General features: G+C 71.0%; 12 protein-coding genes. 1 reads left to right on the forward strand and 11 read right to left on the reverse strand.

Annotated features, from left to right (window positions below; translation table 11 throughout):
* Positions 1 to 58: 58 nt before the first annotated feature.
* The 4 genes from nhaA to F0L68_RS13350 form a co-directional block, all read right to left on the reverse strand.
* Positions 59 to 1,273, reverse strand: a complete 1,215-nt coding sequence (gene nhaA / locus F0L68_RS13335) for a Na+/H+ antiporter NhaA (protein WP_149849846.1) — start codon at positions 1,271 to 1,273, stop codon at positions 59 to 61.
* Between the two features lie 412 nt (positions 1,274 to 1,685).
* Positions 1,686 to 2,453 (reverse strand): GAF and ANTAR domain-containing protein, encoded by a 768-nt coding sequence (locus F0L68_RS13340; protein WP_223198753.1) that lies wholly within the window; start codon positions 2,451 to 2,453, stop codon positions 1,686 to 1,688.
* Between the two features lie 190 nt (positions 2,454 to 2,643).
* Positions 2,644 to 4,632, reverse strand: coding sequence for an acetate--CoA ligase (gene acs / locus F0L68_RS13345; RefSeq protein WP_149849847.1), 1,989 nt, complete (start codon positions 4,630 to 4,632; stop codon positions 2,644 to 2,646).
* A 110-nt stretch (positions 4,633 to 4,742) separates the two neighbouring features.
* Positions 4,743 to 5,339, reverse strand: coding sequence for a GNAT family N-acetyltransferase (locus F0L68_RS13350; protein WP_149849848.1), 597 nt, complete (start codon positions 5,337 to 5,339; stop codon positions 4,743 to 4,745).
* Positions 5,340 to 5,433: 94 nt separating this feature from the next.
* On the opposite strand from F0L68_RS13350, the gene F0L68_RS13355 reads away from it, so the two are divergent.
* Positions 5,434 to 6,177: a Fic family protein gene (locus F0L68_RS13355; protein ID WP_149849849.1), complete on the forward strand. Its 744-nt coding sequence runs from the start codon at positions 5,434 to 5,436 to the stop codon at positions 6,175 to 6,177.
* Positions 6,178 to 6,182: 5 nt separating this feature from the next.
* On the opposite strand, the gene F0L68_RS13360 is transcribed toward F0L68_RS13355, so the two are convergent.
* The 7 genes from F0L68_RS13360 to F0L68_RS13390 form a co-directional block, all read right to left on the reverse strand.
* Positions 6,183 to 7,616 carry a beta-propeller fold lactonase family protein gene (locus F0L68_RS13360; RefSeq protein ID WP_149849850.1) on the reverse strand — a complete coding sequence of 478 codons (1,434 nt, stop codon included), beginning with the start codon at positions 7,614 to 7,616 and terminating at the stop codon, positions 6,183 to 6,185.
* A gap of 130 nt (positions 7,617 to 7,746) precedes the next feature.
* Entirely contained in the window at positions 7,747 to 8,673 is a 927-nt protein-coding gene (gene murQ, locus F0L68_RS13365; protein ID WP_149849851.1) for an N-acetylmuramic acid 6-phosphate etherase, read from the reverse strand.
* The gene (locus F0L68_RS13370) at positions 8,670 to 9,602 is read right to left on the reverse strand and encodes a MurR/RpiR family transcriptional regulator (protein ID WP_223198754.1); all 933 of its coding nucleotides are present in this window, start codon (positions 9,600 to 9,602) and stop codon (positions 8,670 to 8,672) included. The genes murQ and F0L68_RS13370 overlap by 4 nt, the downstream gene beginning before the upstream one ends.
* 220 nt (positions 9,603 to 9,822) lie before the next feature.
* Complete coding sequence (locus F0L68_RS13375) at positions 9,823 to 11,538, reverse strand: serine hydrolase domain-containing protein (protein ID WP_223198755.1); 1,716 nt, start codon at positions 11,536 to 11,538, stop codon at positions 9,823 to 9,825.
* Positions 11,539 to 11,587: 49 nt separating this feature from the next.
* The gene (locus F0L68_RS13380) at positions 11,588 to 12,868 is read right to left on the reverse strand and encodes an exo-beta-N-acetylmuramidase NamZ family protein (RefSeq protein WP_149849853.1); all 1,281 of its coding nucleotides are present in this window, start codon (positions 12,866 to 12,868) and stop codon (positions 11,588 to 11,590) included.
* 2 nt (positions 12,869 to 12,870) lie between these two features.
* Complete coding sequence (locus F0L68_RS13385) at positions 12,871 to 14,610, reverse strand: glycoside hydrolase family 3 protein (RefSeq protein ID WP_149850046.1); 1,740 nt, start codon at positions 14,608 to 14,610, stop codon at positions 12,871 to 12,873.
* A 731-nt stretch (positions 14,611 to 15,341) separates the two neighbouring features.
* On the reverse strand, positions 15,342 to 16,169 hold the full coding sequence (locus F0L68_RS13390; RefSeq protein ID WP_188316552.1) for an HAD-IB family hydrolase: 828 nt from the start codon (positions 16,167 to 16,169) through the stop codon (positions 15,342 to 15,344).
* Positions 16,170 to 16,619: the final 450 nt, after the last annotated feature.

Consider the following 16,619-nt stretch of genomic DNA (forward strand, 5'->3'; position numbering starts at 1 on the left):
CCAGATCCGAGGCTGGCCGACCGGCCACAACCGGTGCGTGTGCCGCGCCACCGCACTCCTACGCCGACTCCTCGACCTCGGTCCTGCGGCGCTGGTGCACCTTGCTGCGGCGCACCAGCAGCGCGGCGGCGAGCAGCGAGGCGATCATCGACGCGAGCAGCACCGCCGTCTTGGCCTGTTCCGCCATGGTGCCGGTCAGCGCGAGGTCGGCGATGAGCAGACTGACGGTGAACCCGACGCCGCCGAGCATCGCCACGGCGAAGATGTCCCGCAGCCCGAGGTCCTTGGGCCGGACGGCGAGCCCGAGCTTGATCGCGAGGGTGGACGCGCCGACGATGCCGACGAGCTTGCCGACGACGAGCCCGACGAGCACGGCGATCGCGACGGGGTTGTCGAAGGTGGCCCCAAGTGCCTTGGCGCTGACCGGGATTCCGGCGGCCAGCAGTGCGAACACCGGCACCGCGAAGCCAGAGGACCACGGCTGCAACCGGTGTTCGAGCCGGACGGCGGGCGCCTCGTGCTCGTACGGGTCGCGCCGGACCCTGGTGAGCAGCCCGAGCGCGACGCCGGCGATGGTGGCGTGCACGCCGGCCTCGTGCACGGCGAGCCAGGTGCCGATCGCGATCGGCACGTACAGCAGCGGCGAGGTGATCCGCTTGTGTTGCAGGTACCAGTACAGCGCCAGCAGCAGCACGGCGATGCCGGCGGCGACAAGGTTGAACTTCGCGGTGAACAGGACCGCGATGACGACGATCGCGCCGAGGTCGTCCACCACGGCGAGGCTGAGCAGGAACACCCGCGCGCCGCTTGGCATGCCGGAGGCGGTCAGCGCGAGCACGCCGAGCGCGAAGGCGATGTCGGTGGCTACCGGGATGGCCCACGCCTTGTCCATGCCGGGCGCGCCCCCGCCGACGACGACGGCGACCAGCGCAGGCACGACCATGCCGCCGAGCGCCGCGATGGCTGGCAGGGTCGCGGCCCTGAGCTTGGACAGCTCGCCGACGACCAGCTCGCGTTTGAGTTCGAGCCCAGCGACGAAGAAGAACAGCGCGAGCAGGCCGTCCTTGGCCCACGTCTCGAGCGAGAGGTCGAGGTGCAGCGAACCGGGGCCGACGCGGAGGTCACGCAGTGCCTGGTAGGAACCGCTGATCGGCGAGTTGGCCCAGATCAGGGCGATCGCGGTGGCGGCGAGCAACACCATGCCGCCGACGGTCTCGGTGCGCAGGTACCTGGCGAACTCGGCGACTGCGACGGCTGGGCGGCGACGGGTCAAGACCAACTCCCGGGGTCGGGTACATGACGATCCTCATGCCGACCAGACTTCCCGGCTCACCTTGACGCGATCTTAATAGCTCGAACGGGGGACGTCCATTCCTTAGCTGTGCGAATGGTCTCAGCGGCGGTCGCGGTCGCCCGTCGGACGGCCTTCCCGCCGCGGCTTCCGGCGGACACCGCCATCCGTGGGAAGTCGCGGCGGGAGACGCCCCCAGACCCCAGCTCCCCCTGGTCCGCTCGCACCGCGAGCCCAGCAGGGGAAAGGGAACCCGCGACAGGTCGGCTGCCGCTTACGGCTCGACGGACGCAATGCCACTGGTTGACGCCGGGGTCCGGAGCATCGGCCGCATCCATCGTCCTCCGCCGAGTGTGGCCGGGGCAGAGCTGTTCGGGTGGTCGAACCGCTCAGCTCAGTCAGTGCGGGGTCGAATACGCCGCTCGAATGGATTTCGGCTCGGTCCGAGTTCGTCTGCCGCGTCGAGATCGCGCACGATCTCGGCCGCGACTTCGGTCAGTCGGCGGTTGTTTCTTCGACAGTATCCGCGTAGCGCGGTGAACGCCACATCCATGTCAATACCGAAACGTTCGGTCAGGATTCCCTTCGCCTGTTCGATCAGCACTCGACTGTCCAGCGCCCGCTGCAACTGCCGGCCGATCGTCGCCTGCCGGTGCACGGCGCGCCGCTGGAGCAGGCTGATGGTGACGACGTCGGAGAGGGCGGTCGCGATCCGGATCGTCTCCCCGTCGGGCTGGCCCTGCCCCGTCCCGAACAGCGTGAGCGCGCCGATGCCCTGGTCACGCCGCCGCAGCGGCAGCACGTCGACGGAGCTGAAGCCGTGCGCCAGCGCGGCGGAGGCGAACCGGGGCCAGCGCCCGAGCGAGGCGGGCAGGTCGCGCACCGTCAGGCGCTCGCCGGTCCGGTGGCACTCCAGGCTCGGGCTCCGTCGCTGCTGCGCGGCCATCAGCCCGCGCACGTCGGAACCGTCGCGGGACACCCCGGCGGTGTGCAGCGCTCCGGCGTGATCGACGAGCAGCAGTCCGGCCGCCGGCACCGCAAGCTGCTCGACGCAGCGGGCCGCCACCAGCCGGATAAAACCAACCTGATCGAAATCGTCGACCAGTGTGTCGGCGAGCTCGACGAATGTCTTGGTCAAGCTGTCGAAAGCGCCGTCGTTCACCGCTCCAACATACGGCCGGCGACAATGCGGTGACACATCGTCCCGCCCAGAAAACCGGGGCGAGCGACAAATGGAGCAGGGAAATGTTCTGTTCGGCGCACTATTCGACGCGACCGGGCAATCGGAATAATCGCGCGGGGGTGGGATTTCGCCGAGCCCTAGGCGAAATCCCACCCCCGCGCGGAAACGCTCAGTCCTCCGAGGCGCTCGTGTTCAGGCCGCTGGAGATGAGGTCCATCACCGAGGAGTCCGCGAGCGTGGTGACGTCGCCGACCTGCCGGTTCTCCGCCACGTCGCGCAGCAGCCGCCGCATGATCTTGCCCGAGCGGGTCTTGGGCAGCTCGGGCACGACCATGATCTGCCTCGGCTTGGCGATCGGGCCGATCTCCTTGGCCACGTGGTCGCGCAGCGCCTTGATCGCCTCGGCGCCCTTGGCCTGGTCCTGCGCGACGCCGCCGCGCAGGATCACGAACGCGACGATGCCCTGGCCGGTGGTCGGGTCGGTCGCGCCGACCACGGCGGCCTCGGCGACGGTCGGGTGCGACACGAGCGCCGACTCCACCTCGGTGGTGGAGATCCGGTGCCCGGACACGTTCATCACGTCGTCGACGCGGCCGAGCAGCCAGATGTCGCCGTCGGCGTCGTACTTGGCGCCGTCGCCGGCGAAGTAGAAGCCCTGCGCGGCGAACCGCGACCAGTACGTCTCGCGGTAGCGCTGCTCGTCGCCCCAGATCCCGCGCAGCATCGCGGGCCACGGCTCGTCCAGCACGAGGTAGCCACCGCCGCCGGCCGGCACCTCGGCGCCGGTGTCGTCGACGACCTTGGCCCCGATGCCGGGCAACGGCCGCTGCGCGGAGCCGGGCTTGGCGGCGATCACGCCGGGCAGCGGCGAGATCATGATCGCGCCGGTCTCGGTCTGCCACCACGTGTCCACGATCGGCGCGCGGTTGCCGCCGATGTTCTCGCGGTACCAGATCCACGCCTCGGGGTTGATCGGCTCGCCGACGCTGCCGAGCACGCGCAGCGTGGACAGGTCGAACTTCGCGGGGATGTCGTTGCCCCACTTCATGAACGTGCGGATCGTCGTCGGCGCGGTGTAGTAGATCGACACGCCGTAGCGCTGCACGATCTCCCAGTGCCTGCCCTCGTGCGGGGTGTTCGGCGTGCCCTCGTAGACGACCTGCGTCACGCGGTTGGCCAGCGGGCCGTAGACGATGTAGCTGTGCCCGGTGACCCAGCCGATGTCGGCGGTGCACCAGTAGACGTCGGTGTCCGGCTTCAGGTCGAAGACGTTGAAGTGGGTGTAGGCCGCCTGGGTCAGGTAGCCGCCCGAGGTGTGCAGGATGCCCTTGGGCTTACCCGTGGTGCCCGAGGTGTAGAGGATGAACAGCGGGTGCTCGGCGTCGAAGGACTCCGGCGCGTGCACGTCCGACTGCGCGTCGACCACGTCGTGCCACCACAGGTCGCGGCCTTCGGTCCACTCGACGTCGATGCCGGTCCGCCGCACCACCAGCACGTTGCCGACCGACGGGGTCCTGCTGACCGCCTCGTCGACCGCGGCCTTGAGCGGCACCGCGCTGCCCCTGCGGAACTGGCCGTCGCTGGTGATGACGAGCTTCGCCTCGGCGTCGTCGATCCTGGTGCGCAGCGCCTCGGCGGAGAAGCCGCCGAAGACCACGCTGTGCGGCAGGCCGAGCCTGGCGCAGGCCAGCATCGAGAAGATGGCCTCGGGGATCATCGGCAGGTAGATCGCGACCCGGTCGCCGGTGCGCAGGCCGAGCGAGACGAGGGCGTTGGCGGCCTTGGACACCTCGCGCTGGAGCTCCGCGTAGGTGATGGCGCGCTGGTCGCCCGGCTCGCCCTCCCAGTGGATGGCGACCTGGTCGCCGTGGCCGGACTCGACGTGCCGGTCGACGCAGTTGTACGCGACGTTCAGCCTGCCGCCGACGAACCACTTCGCGAACGGCGCGTCCGACCAGTCAAGGACCTGCGTCCACTTGGTGTCCCAGTGCAGCCGCTCGGCCTGCTTGGCCCAGAACGCCTCGCGGTCGGCGGTCGCCTCGTCGTAGAGCGCTGAGGTCGCGTTGGCCTCGGCGGCGAACTCCTCGCTTGGCGGAAACGACCTGCTCTCGGTGAGCAGGTTGTCCAGGGCGGCGCCCTGGTCCGACGGCTGGGTCATGGCGCGGAACCTCCTGAATCCTGACTGAACACGTGCTGGTGTGACCGTAGTGCGCGTGGCCCTGCTTCGACAGGTCGCCACTCACAATAGGTTCAGACCAATTCGGTTCGTCAGGGGCGGGTGTCCGCCACCTTCGCGGTCAGCGCGGCCCGCGCGGCGGGCCACTCGGCCGAGGTCATCGAGTAGGTGACGGTGTCCCGAACCGTGCCGTCCGGCCGGACCCGGTGCGCGCGGAGCACGCCCTCGCGCTGCGCGCCGAGCCGCTCGATGGCCCGCTGCGAGCGCTCGTTGCGGATGTCGGTGTGCCAGCCGACCCGGTTCGCGCCGAGCGTGTCGAACGCGTGCCCGAGCAGGAGCAGCTTGGCCTCCGTGTTCAGCCTGGTCCGCTGCCAGCGCGCGCCGATCCAGGTGAAGCCGATGTAGAGGCCGCGGTGGGCGGGGGAGATCTCGTAGAACGAGGTCGTGCCGGCGACCTCGCCGGTGGCCGCGTCGAGCTGCGCCCAGGCCAGTCGGCCAGGCGCGGCGATCATGTCGGCGACCTGGCTGCGCATCCCGGCGAGGTCGGCGGGCTGCCGCACGCTCAGCCAGGTCCAGATGTCCGGGTCCTTGCCGGCCTCGAAGAGCCCGTCGGCGTGCTCAGGGGCCAGCGCCTCGAGCCGGACGTGTCGGCCGGTCAGGGTGGGGCGGTCGTAACAGTCCTCGCTCACGGTCAGTCACGTTAATCGCCAAGTGGCCTGCTTGGAACGTCCACATCGAAGGATTTTGCGATAGCCACTTTGCGCCCGGGTACTGTCCGTCGTCGTGACCGACCCCTTGGCGCAACTGCTCGACCTGCCCGGTGTGACCGATGCCGTCAAGGCCGCCAGGGACGCCGTCGGCGAGGTGCACCGGCACCCGACCAACCGCAGGGGTTGGCCGACCACGGCGGCCGAGGCGTCCGTGCGCGCCGCCAGAGCCTCGGCCGCGCTCGACGGCGGACCGACCGACATCCCAGCCGACGGCGAGGTCACCGATCCGGTGCTGGCCGGCGCGCTGCGGGTCGCCGAGTCGCTCGGCCTGCTCCTGACCACCTGGCAGCGGGCCCCGCTCCAGGCGCTGGCCAGGCTGCACGTGCTGGCCGCGGCCGACCTGGTGCCGGCGGGACAGTCGGACCTGCTCGGCCGGCCGAGGCAGGCCCCCGGCGTCGCGACCCGCCTCGACCTGCTCGCCGGCCTCGTCGCGGGCGGCACGTCGGTGCCCGGCCCGCTGCTCGCCGCCGTGGTGCACGGAGAACTGCTCGCGCTCAACCCGTTCGAGCAGGGCGGCGGCGTGGTCGCCAGGGCCGCGTCCCGGCTGACCTCGATCGCCACCGGACTGGACCCCAAGGGGCTGGCCGTGCCCGAGGTCGCCTACCTGCGCCGCGGCCCGGCCTACCCGGCGGCGGCCGCCGCGTTCGCCGAGGGCACGCCGGAGGGCGTCGGCGGCTGGCTGGTGTTCTGCTGCGAGGCGATCGTCGCGGGCGCGCGCGAGGCGACCAGCATCGCCGACGCGGCCGCGGCCGGCTGACTCGACTACTCCTGGGTGGCGCTGCCGAGGTCGGCGGTGGGCAGGTAGTCCGCCGAGCCCCAGAACTCGGCGAGGAAGCCCTCCGCGATCAACCGCTGGGCCTGGGGAAGGTAGAGCGAGGAGTCGCAGGCGGCGTAGCCGTTGGAGTCGGTGACCGCCGTGCACAGCAGGGTGCGGTCGGTCATGACGAAGGCGACGGTCTGGCCCGCGATCGGCGCACCGTCGCCGGTCAGGGTGGCGTTGAGGTTGTGGACTGCGGAGTGCGCCCCGGTGGTCTCGTCCAGCGCGACGGTGGCCGTCCTCGCGTCCAAGGCGCTGCCCGCCCGGTTGTCGGCCCACACGGTGCCAACGGCGACGGCGTCGTCCTCGGTGCCCTGGGGGCTGGGGATCCGCGCGGCGATTGTGTCGGTGGCGGTGTCGATCACCTGGAGCGCGTCGCCGGTGGCCGCGTAGAGGCGACTGCCGTCGGGCGTGAGCGCCGGGACGCCCCGGTTGGCACCGACCGGGATGGTGGTCGTGACCGTGGTGCTCGCGGTGTCGACGACGGTGATGTCGCGCAGGTAGCCGGCCGCGTAGAGCCGCCTGCCGTCCCTGTTGAAGACGAGGTCGGCACCGGTGGGGCTGGTGGCGCCGAGCGAGATCTGGCCGGTGACGGCGAGCGTCGCGGTGTCGAACGTGGTGATCGACCTGTTGCCCTGGCTCGAGAAGGGGTCGATCATCGCGAGACGCAGCCCGTCCGGCGACAGTGCGACGTGACCGGCGGGGCGCCCAAGGCCGTGGTCGGTCGTCACCGTGCCGGACGCGGTGTCGATGACCATCAGGGAGTTGCCGCCGCTGAGGTAGGCGCGGCTGCTGTCCGGGCTGAACGCGACCCCCGCCAGCTCGATGGCCTTGGTCCAGATCACGTGGCTGAGCGTGAACGTGGCGGTGTCATAGTCGTACACCGACACGGCGGAGCCCGCCCCGTTGCTGGCTTCCAGCCCGTACAGGTGTTTGCCGTCCGGGCTCAGCTCCATGGTCTGGAAGCTCGGCAGATAGGTCCGCTCGGCCGTGCCGGCGAGCGGACCGATGACCTCGCTGGTCATCGGGTCGAGGAGCTGAATCCGGCCGAGCCCGGTCAGGGCGTAGAGGTAGAGGCCGTCGGGGCTGGCGATCAGCCGCCGCACGGTGGTGCCGGCGTCGAGGTGGATGGTGCCGGTGACGGTGCTGGTCGCGGTGTCGAGCACCGAGACCGTCCCTGCGGCGTTGTCGGCCACGTACGCGTACACGCCCGGCGGCGTGATGGTGACGTCGGCGGCCCGGACGTGCGCTGCCGTCGAGGGCGTGGCCGTCGATGGCGCGGCCGACCCGCTCGGGGCGCCGACGGTCAGCGCGAGCGTCGCGGCCACCGCTGCTGCGGCGACCAGCCGTGGCGAGGTCCGTAAGCGAGTCAGGTCCATAGCCTTGTGTCCTCTTCGTGGACGAAGCGTCGTGTCCTCTTCGTGGACGAAACGGTGGTGACTCCGCTGCCGGTACTGCTGAGTCAGCCAGAACGGCCAAACCGCACGGAGCGCCAAGGCGACACTAGTCCTATCTGGTCGCCCCGAGCGTCGTGAGCGCACCGCGCACGTGCCCCTTCGCGCCGGCGAGCGCCTCGGCCGCGCGCGCCGTCGGCACCCCGGACAGCAGGTGCACGAGCGCCACCTTGAGGTCGTCGTCCGCGTCGGCGAGGGCGTCCGCGCACTCCTGGTCCTCGAGGCCGGTCGCCTCGCGCAGGATCCGCAGCGTGCGGCCGCGCAGCTTCGCGTTGGTGGCCCGCATGCTCACCATCAGGTTCGAGTACGTCCGGCCGAGCCGGATCATCACCGCCGTGGAGAACGAGGTGAGCACGAGCTTCTGCGCGGTGCCCGCCTTCATCCTGGTCGAGCCGGCGATCACCTCGGACCCGGTGTCCAGCGCGATCAGCACGTCCACCTCGACCGGCGGCGGCGTGTTCGGGTTGTTGGACACCAGCGCGGTGTGTGCGCCGAGCGCCCCGGCCGCCTTCAGCGCGCCGACCACGAACGGCGTGCGTCCCGACGCGGTCAGGCCGACCACGAGGTCGCCGCGCGCGACGTGCTTCCTGATCTCGGCCGCGCCGCCCTCGGCCTGGTCCTCGGCGTCCTCGACGGCCCGGACGAGCGCCTGCGAACCGCCAGCGTGGTGCGCGACGAACCAGTTGGGCGGGACGTTGAAGGTCGGCACCAGCTCGGCGGCGTCCATGGTGGCCAGCCGTCCCGAGGTGCCGGCGCCCACGTAGTGCACCCGGCCGCCGCTGGACAGCGCCTGCACCGCGAGGTCGGCGGCCTCGGCCAGTTCCGGCAGCACCGCGGCGACCGCGTCGGGCACGGTGTGGTCCTCGGCGTTGATGGATCGCAGCACGTCGAGAGTCGACATGCGGTCGATGTCGACCGTGCGCGGGTTGCGCGCCTCGGTCGGCGACTCGACCCGCACGGACAGGCCTGGTCGGGTGGTCATTTTCCGGTCTCCCGTTGCCGGCGGCGACCGTCCGGTCGCGCGCCGAGCCGGTGGCCGCTCACCGCCTGGTAGGTCGATTCCAGCGCGGCCTGCGCGCTGTCCATGTGCTGCTGGGCGACGCCGATGAACAGGCAGTCGACCACGGTGAGCTGGGCGATCCTGCTGGCCATCGCCCCGGACCGGAAGGTGGTCTCGCGCGCGGCCGTGGTCAGCACGTGGTCGGCGATCTCGGTGATCGGCGAGCGCGGGAAGTTCGTGAGCGCCACCGTCGTCGCGCCGTGTTCCCTGGCCACCCGAAGCGCCTCGACGGTCTCGGCGGTCGAGCCGGTGTGCGAGATGCCGACCGCGACATCGCCGGCGCCGAGCACGGCGGCGGAGGTGAGCGCGATGTGCGCGTCGTTCCAGGCGAAGCACACCCTGCCGATGCGGTGCAGCTTCTGCTGCATGTCGAAGGCGACGAACGCGCTCGCGCCGACGCCGTAGACGTCGACCCTCGGCGCGGCGGCCACCGCGTTCACGACCGCCTGGAGGGTCTCGACGTTGAGCTGTTCCGCGGTCTCCTCGACGGCCCGCGCGTCGGCGAAGGCGACCTTGCCGACGACCTGCCGCAGGTCGTCGGACGGGCCGATGTCGCCGCCGAGGTCGCGGTTGGCGCGGGCCGCGGTGCGGGCGGTGTCGGCCGCCAGCGCGATGCGCAGCTCCGGGTAGCCGCCGACCCCGATCGCCTTGCAGAACCGGGTCACCGTCGTCTCGCTGGTCCCCGCCGCGTCGGCCACCTCGGTGATGCTGCGGTGCGCCACGACGGCGGGGTTGTCCAACACGACCTTGGCCACGCGTTGTTCGGCACGGGCTAGACCCGGCAGCAGTGAACGGATCTTGACCAGTGGACTCGTCTCACTGGCCTCGACGACCTGATTGTCGCTGGACACGTGGGAAACTTACTAACAGTCACCGGTCGGGTCAACGGAGGGTGGGTCCACCTCACCCCGTTTGTGCCGCAGAGTCACCGGACTGGCAAGGATCTATCGCCGCGGCGTGACGTAATGTGACATGTCGCGGCGAAAAACTACCCATTTGTCTGGCAGCTTGCCCAAAGGGCAGGTCTCGGCCTGTCCTAAAGTGCCGATATCGGGCGGCTGCAAAAAATCTTCAGCGACTCACCACCGACCAGCCCTGCGCGGTCAGCGCGCCGGGGTCGCGCTCGGCGTCCAACAGCACGCCACGGCTGTCCTGCACGCGGATCCCGTCCAGGTAGACGCCCCGGCCGAAGTAGATGCCGGCCTTGGTGAACTGCCAACGAAGAAAGCCCGTCGCCGGTAGCTCGGCGCTGACCCGCCACCAGCGTCGGTGGCCGTAGGCGGCGAGCGCGGGCTGCGGGCCCTGCGGCGCGCCGACACCCTCCGCCAGCACCGGCACCGGCTGCCACGCGACGCCGTCGGCGCTGGACTGGAGGGCGAGCTGGTCGCCGTCCTCGGCGTCGACGTCGACGAAGGCGTCGAAGGAGACCCGCATGGTCTTCCCGCGCACCGGAAGCTGCTTCGTGGACAGCGTCACCGCCTGGTCGGCCGCGGCCGTCGCGGTCCACTCCGTGCTGCCCTGCCTCGGCCGCACGGCCATCGACCTGGCCAGGCCGTCCGCCACCGCGCGCCGGGCCGGATTGATCGTGCCCCAGTTGCGGCTGGGGTGCACCCGGTTGGTGAGCAGGATGGCGATCGACCTCGACTCGGGGTCGAGCACCAACGTCGTGCCGGTGTAGCCGGTGTGTCCCGCACTGTTCGCGCTGTTCAACCCCGCCATGTACCAGCGCTGGTCCAGCTCGAAGCCGAGCCCGTGCGAGTCGCCGGGGAACTTCGCGTTGAAGTTCGTCAGCATCTGCCGCACGGTGTCCTCGCGCAGGATGCGGTGTCCCCGGTACGTGCCGCCGTTGAGGATGGTCTGGCCGAGCACGGCCATGTCGTGCGCGGTGGAGAACACCCCGGCGTGCCCGGCGACCCCGCCGAGCGACCACGCGTTCTCGTCGTGCACCTGGCCGCGCACCATTCCGCGCGGCGGGCTCGTCTGGAACTCCGTCGCGGCGATCCGGTCGAGCTTGCTGGCCGGCGGGTTGTACCCGGTGTCCGACATGTCGAGCGGGGCGGTGATGCCCTCGCGCACCAGACCGTCCAAAGTGGACCCGCTGACCTTCGCGACGAGCAGGCCGAGCGTCATCAGGTTGATGTCGGAGTAGGAGTAGGTGGTGCCCGGCGGGTTGGCCGGCGTCGTCTCCATGATCGCCCTGACCCGCGACGGAATGTCCGGATATCCCTGCCACAGCGAGGGAACCGGGTCCGGTAGCAGGCCGGAGGTGTGCGTCAGCAGCTGGACGACGGTGATCGATCCCTTGCCGTTGGCCGCGAACTCGGGCAGGTACCTCGCCACCGGCGCGTTGATGTCCACCCGGCCTGCCTCGACCTGCTGCATCACCGCGATTGACGTGAACAGCTTGGACACCGAGGCCATGTCGAAGATCGTGTCCCGCGCCATCGGCACGCGCTGGTCCGGCGGCAGCTCGGTGCCGGCGCCGTCGGAGTAGCGCACCGCGTAGCCGGCCGGCTGGTCGGCGACCACCGCGCCGTCGTGCACCATCAGCGTCACCGCTCCGGAGAACATCGGGTGGCCTGCGGGGCCCGGCTTGGTCCAGCCCGTCACCGCGTCGAGCGCGCCCGCGATCGGCGCCGGGTCGAGCCCGACATCGGCGGGGTTCGCGTCGCGCAACGTCAGCCACGCCGGCGCGAACCCGTGCCACGGCTGGTCGTACCGGCCCGTGCCGCCGTAGTCGAAGTCGGCGGACGGCTCGGCTAACGCAGTCGCCCCGGTCAGGGTCATGGCGGTGATTATCGCGGCCGCCACCGCTGCCTGAAGTCGCATAACTTCCTCACCGGTAGATCAGATAGGGCGCACGCTGTCGACGAAACGCGGCGAGCTCGGCCTGCCAGGCGCCGACGATCTCGTCGACACCCGCCCCGGCGTCCACCATCCGGCGCAGTCGGTCGGAACCGGTGAGCCGGTCGATCCAGTTGTCCGACCGCCAGCCGAAGACACCCGGGTAGCCCGCGCGGGCGGTCACGATCATGGCGACGGCCGTGCGGATCGCGTCGAAGGAGCCGTCGTCTGTGCGGTACAGCTGGACGCCACCGCAGGTGACGCCCTGGAACTTGCTGAAGGTCGGCGCGAAGTAGGCCTCCCGGAAGCGGACCCCCGGCAGCGCCATGCCGTTGAGCCGTTCCGCCCAGCGCCAGTCGATGCCGGGCGCGCCGATCGTCTCGAACGGCCGCGTGGTGCCCCTGCCCTCGGACAGCGACGTGCCCTCGAACAGGCAGGTGCCGACATAGGCCAGCGCGGTGTCCTGCGTCGGCATGTTCGGGCTCGGCGGCACCCACGGCAGGTCGGTGCGCAGCTCGTCGCGCCGCCAGCCCCGCACGCGCGCGACGTCCACAGTGGACACTCGGCCGCCGTCGCTTGGCAGGAACTCGCCCTGGAACAGGCCGGCCAGCTCGCCGACGGTCATTCCGTGTTGCTGCACAACGGGTTTGCGGCCGACCCCGGACGCGTAGGCTGGGTCGAGCTGCGGGCCGGACGCCCTGCCGCCGATCGGGTTTGGCCGGTCCAGCACGAGGAACCCGGCGCCGGTCGCGGCGCACGCCTGCATCGCCGTGTACATCGTCCAGACATAGGTGTAGAAGCGCGCGCCGACGTCGGCGATGTCGAAGACCACCAGCTCCACACCGGCCTTGCGGAACATCGCGGCCAGCGCGTCCCGGTTCGCGCCGTACGCGTCGTAGACGATGATTCCGGTGCGTGGATCCGGGGCGCTGCCCTCGGAGCCGCCGGCCTGCGCGGTGCCGCGAAACCCGTGCTCCGGCCCGAACACGGCCACCGGCGCGTGGCCCGCGGCGACCATCGCGTCCACGATGTGCGTCTCGTCCCGCAGCACGCCGGTCGGGTTGGAGACGACCCCGACCCGCCGGCCGGCCAACCGCTGCCAGCCCTGTGCGGCCAGCACCTCCGCGCCCGTGCGCACCCCCGACTGCGCGGTGTCCGCGTCCGTGCGCCCGTCCGGCTGCTCGGTTTCCGCCGCCGCCGAGCCTGCGGCGGTCAGCGCTGGGACCGCGAGAGCCCCGGCGGCGAGCAGTCGCCGCCGGGAGAAGCCGCCCACGGCTACCAACTCAGGCCGAGGCCGAAGGGATACCGGACGGTCTTCGCGTCGCCGCCCGCCGGGACGTTCACCGGCAGCTTGCCCTTCGGCGAGATCTCGCCGAACAGCACCCTGGTCAGCGACTCCATCGACACCGCGCTGTAGGAGTAGGTGGCCAGCCAGGTCTGCGCCGCGTCCACGTACCCCGTGTCGTACGGGTTGCGCACGGCCACCGCGACCACCGGTTTGCCGGTGGCCAGCAACCTGGTCAGCAGGGCCTGCTGCTGCGGATCGTCCGGCAGCCCGTTGGTCAGCGCCACCACCAGGTCCGCGCCGCCGGCCGCGGTGACCGCCTGGCCGATCTGGTCGTCGCTCGGCCCGTAGCCGGTCGCCATGGTCTGCACGGCAGGCCCGCGCGCCGCGATCCGCCCGGACAGCGTCGCCGTGGTGGTGACACCCCAACCCGTCACCAGCACGTGGCCCGGCTTGCCGCGCACCGGAAGCAGCACGGCGTCGTTGCGGACCGCGGTGACCGTGCGGTCGGTAATCCGCTGCGCGGCGGCCAGGTTGTCGGCGGTGCCGACCACGGATCCGACGGCCTTCTCGTCGACCAGCGGCTTGACCAGGATGCCGCGCAGGAACTTCATCCGCAGCACCCGGAACACGCTCTGGTCGATGCGCTGCTCGGTGAGTACGCCGCTGCGCACCGCCGCCACCACGCTGTCGATGGCCAGCCCCAGGTTCGGCGGCATCAGCAGCTGGTCGGCGCCGGCCTTGAGCGCGAGCACCGGGATCTCCGCGTCGCTGTGCAGCTGCCGGACGCCCGCCATCTCCAGCGAGTCGGTGATCACCACGCCGTCGTAGCCGAGTTCGTGGCGCAGCAGGCCGGTCAGGATCGTCGGCGACAGGGTGGCGGGCTCCCCGGACGGGTCGATCTTCGGGAACTCGATGTGCGCGGTCATGATCGAGTCGATGCCGGCGCGGATGGCCGCGACGAACGGCGGCTTCTCGATCTGCCGCCACTGGTCGATGGTGTGGTCGACGATCGGCAGGCTGGTGTGGCTGTCCGTGCCGGCGTCGCCGTGGCCGGGGAAGTGCTTCGCCGTGGCCGACACCGTCGCCGTCGGCCAGCTCGACCGCTGGTAGCCGTCGACCTGCGCGGCGACCAGCTGCCCGGCCAGCGCCGGGTCGCCAGCGAAGGACCGCACGCCGATGACCGGGTTCTGCGGGTTGGAGTTCACGTCCGAGTCCGGCGCGAAGTCCTGGTTGATGCCCATCGCGCGCAGCTCGCGCCCGGTGATCGCGGCGGCCTGCTTCGCGTCGGCCGCGCTGCGGCCCGCGCCGAGCGCCATGCTGCCGGGGAACTGGGTCGCCGGCGGCCCGATCCTGGTGACGATGCCCTGTTCCTGGTCGGTGGCGATGGTCAGCGGCAGCCGGACGCCCGAGGACGTCGCGGCCCGCTGGAGCCCGTTGGACAGCGCGGCGACCTGCGCGGGGTCGGCGATGTTGTCGCGGCTGGCGTTGTGGAAGTAGATGACGCCGCCGGGGTGGTAGCGCCGCACCACGTCGGCGGCGGTGGCCACGCCGAAGTCCTTCTGGTTGTCGGCGTTCACCTCGTCGGCCGACTTGCCGTGCAGGTAGGTGACGAAGAGCTGGCCGACCTTGTCCTCGAGCGACATGCCGTGCAGCGCCGCGCCGACACTGGCCAGCATCGCCTCGTCGCCCCGGTCGGCGGGGCCCGCGCTGCTGGTCCGTGCGGCCATGGCGGGCGAAGCACCCCCGAGGATGGTGGCCACGACCCCGGCGAGCAGGATGGTGAGTGGACTGCGGATGGCGGCATTGGTCCGGTGCACAGCGGTCTCCCAGCCCCCCGCGCCTTGGCGGGCTCGTGTGCGTCGAAAGTCATTCACCACAACGTGGTTCAAATCGGCAAGTTACCCACGTCACAGAGGTGGGTCAACCGACCGCGCTGGGTGAAATGTGCCGCAGCTGGCGGGAACACGCATCGTGTGAACGGGTAGCGCCCGGATCCGGTGAACGGCGGGAGCCCGGCTCGGGGGAAATGCCCGGATATGCCGGCGGCGCCCGCCGGCCGTTGGCCTGCGGGCGCCGCCACGAGCGCGGGCTGTCGAGTTACCAAGCGTGCAACTCGTGTCGTACCAACCTGACCTCGGCGTCCGGCGTCCCAGTACGCAGGTCCTAGACGACAAGCCTCCCGCGGCGTGCTGCGCGTGGGTGCCCGAAGTCCGCGCACGGAGTTCTTTCGGGGTGGACGTCGCTTCTCTTCCGCTTCGTCCCTAGCCGACCAGAAGTCCGCACCTCCTTTGTAATCCGTGTCGGCGGTCACAGCAAGGGCTCGTACGGGTGCACCGGTCAAGCCACGTTCAGTAGCGAAAGCCCGCGTCGCCGACCAGCAGATACGGCCGAACGGCCCACGCCAGGTACCGCCGATCGGGCGGTGTCGGTCACCCGGCCGGAGTCGATTCGGCGAGGTTCAGCGGTTGCGGCGGCGGCGCAGGCCGTACCAGGCGACACCCGCGGCGGCGACCGCCCCGAGCCCGACCGCGGCGGCCGCGACGGCGGTGCCCGACGGCGTCGGAATCCTGGCGCGCAGCGACACCGGGTCGGAGAACGTCAGGACGGGCCAGCCGCGCTGCGCGGCGACCTTGCGCAGCGCCCGGTCCGGGTTGACCACCGTCGGATGACCGACGACCTCGAGCAGCGGCAGGTCCGTGATCGAGTCCGAGTAGGCGTGGCAGGCCTCGAGGTCGTAGCCGTGCTCCTCGGCGAACTGCTTGGCGGCGATCGCCTTGTTCTCGCCGTAGCAGTAGAAGCCGATCTCGCCCGAGTACCGGCCGCCGGAGACCACCATCCGCGTGCCGACGCTGTGCGTCGCGCCGACCATGCTGGCGATCGGCGCGACGATCTCCTCGCCGGAGGCCGAGACCACGATGACGTCGTGCCCCTCGGTCTTGTGGTCGGTGATCAACTGGGTGGCTTCCTTGTAGACCAAGGGATCCACGATGTCGTGCAGCGTCTCGTCGACGATCGACCTGACCTGCTCGACGTCCCAGCCCTCGCACAGCGCGGTGATGTGCGACCGCATCCGATCCATCTGGTCGGCGTCCGCGCCGGCGAGCATGAAGACGAACTGCGCGTAGGCGCTCTTGAGCACCGCGCGCCGGTTGATCAGCCCCTCCTGGAAGAAGGGGCGACTGAAGGCCAGCGTGCTGGACTTCGCGATGACCGTCTTGTCCAGGTCGAAGAACGCCGCGACGCGGGCGCCGTTCGTGAGCTGCCCGCCGCTGCTGGAATCGGTCACCACTCCACCTTAGGCGTCCGCTGAATGGTCCGATCGGACCTGCGGGGTTCGCCGATGGGACGTGTCGCCGAAATCTTCCCGTGTCCCTTCGCCCGAAGGGGAGGCGGCGGCGCGCCGCAGGGGGATACAGTATGTGAGTCCGGTTCGGCCGGACAGGTTCAGTCCGACCCCCCGGGGCTGAACCGTTGACGACCCCCGTCCCTCCCCCCTGGCGGGGGTCGTCCCATGTCCGGACCCGGTCGCGGCCCGCTGACCAGCCTCTCCTTCCCGGCCTTCGCCGTCTCTTCGCGTTCGGTCGCCTCTCGCGCGCCCTTCGCCGTCGCCGCAACGCATCCCGGCGCCGCCTCGTCGTCGCCAGGGCACGGAGGCCCCCGCTCATCCTGACCCACGGGTCTGACAATTCCCGGCGTCCTCGGCTCGGCGGGGCTGACTTGTCCACAACACCCCCAC

The organism is Solihabitans fulvus, assembly GCF_008386585.1.
In the GTDB taxonomy this organism is placed as follows: Bacteria; Actinomycetota; Actinomycetes; order Mycobacteriales; family Pseudonocardiaceae; genus Solihabitans; species Solihabitans fulvus.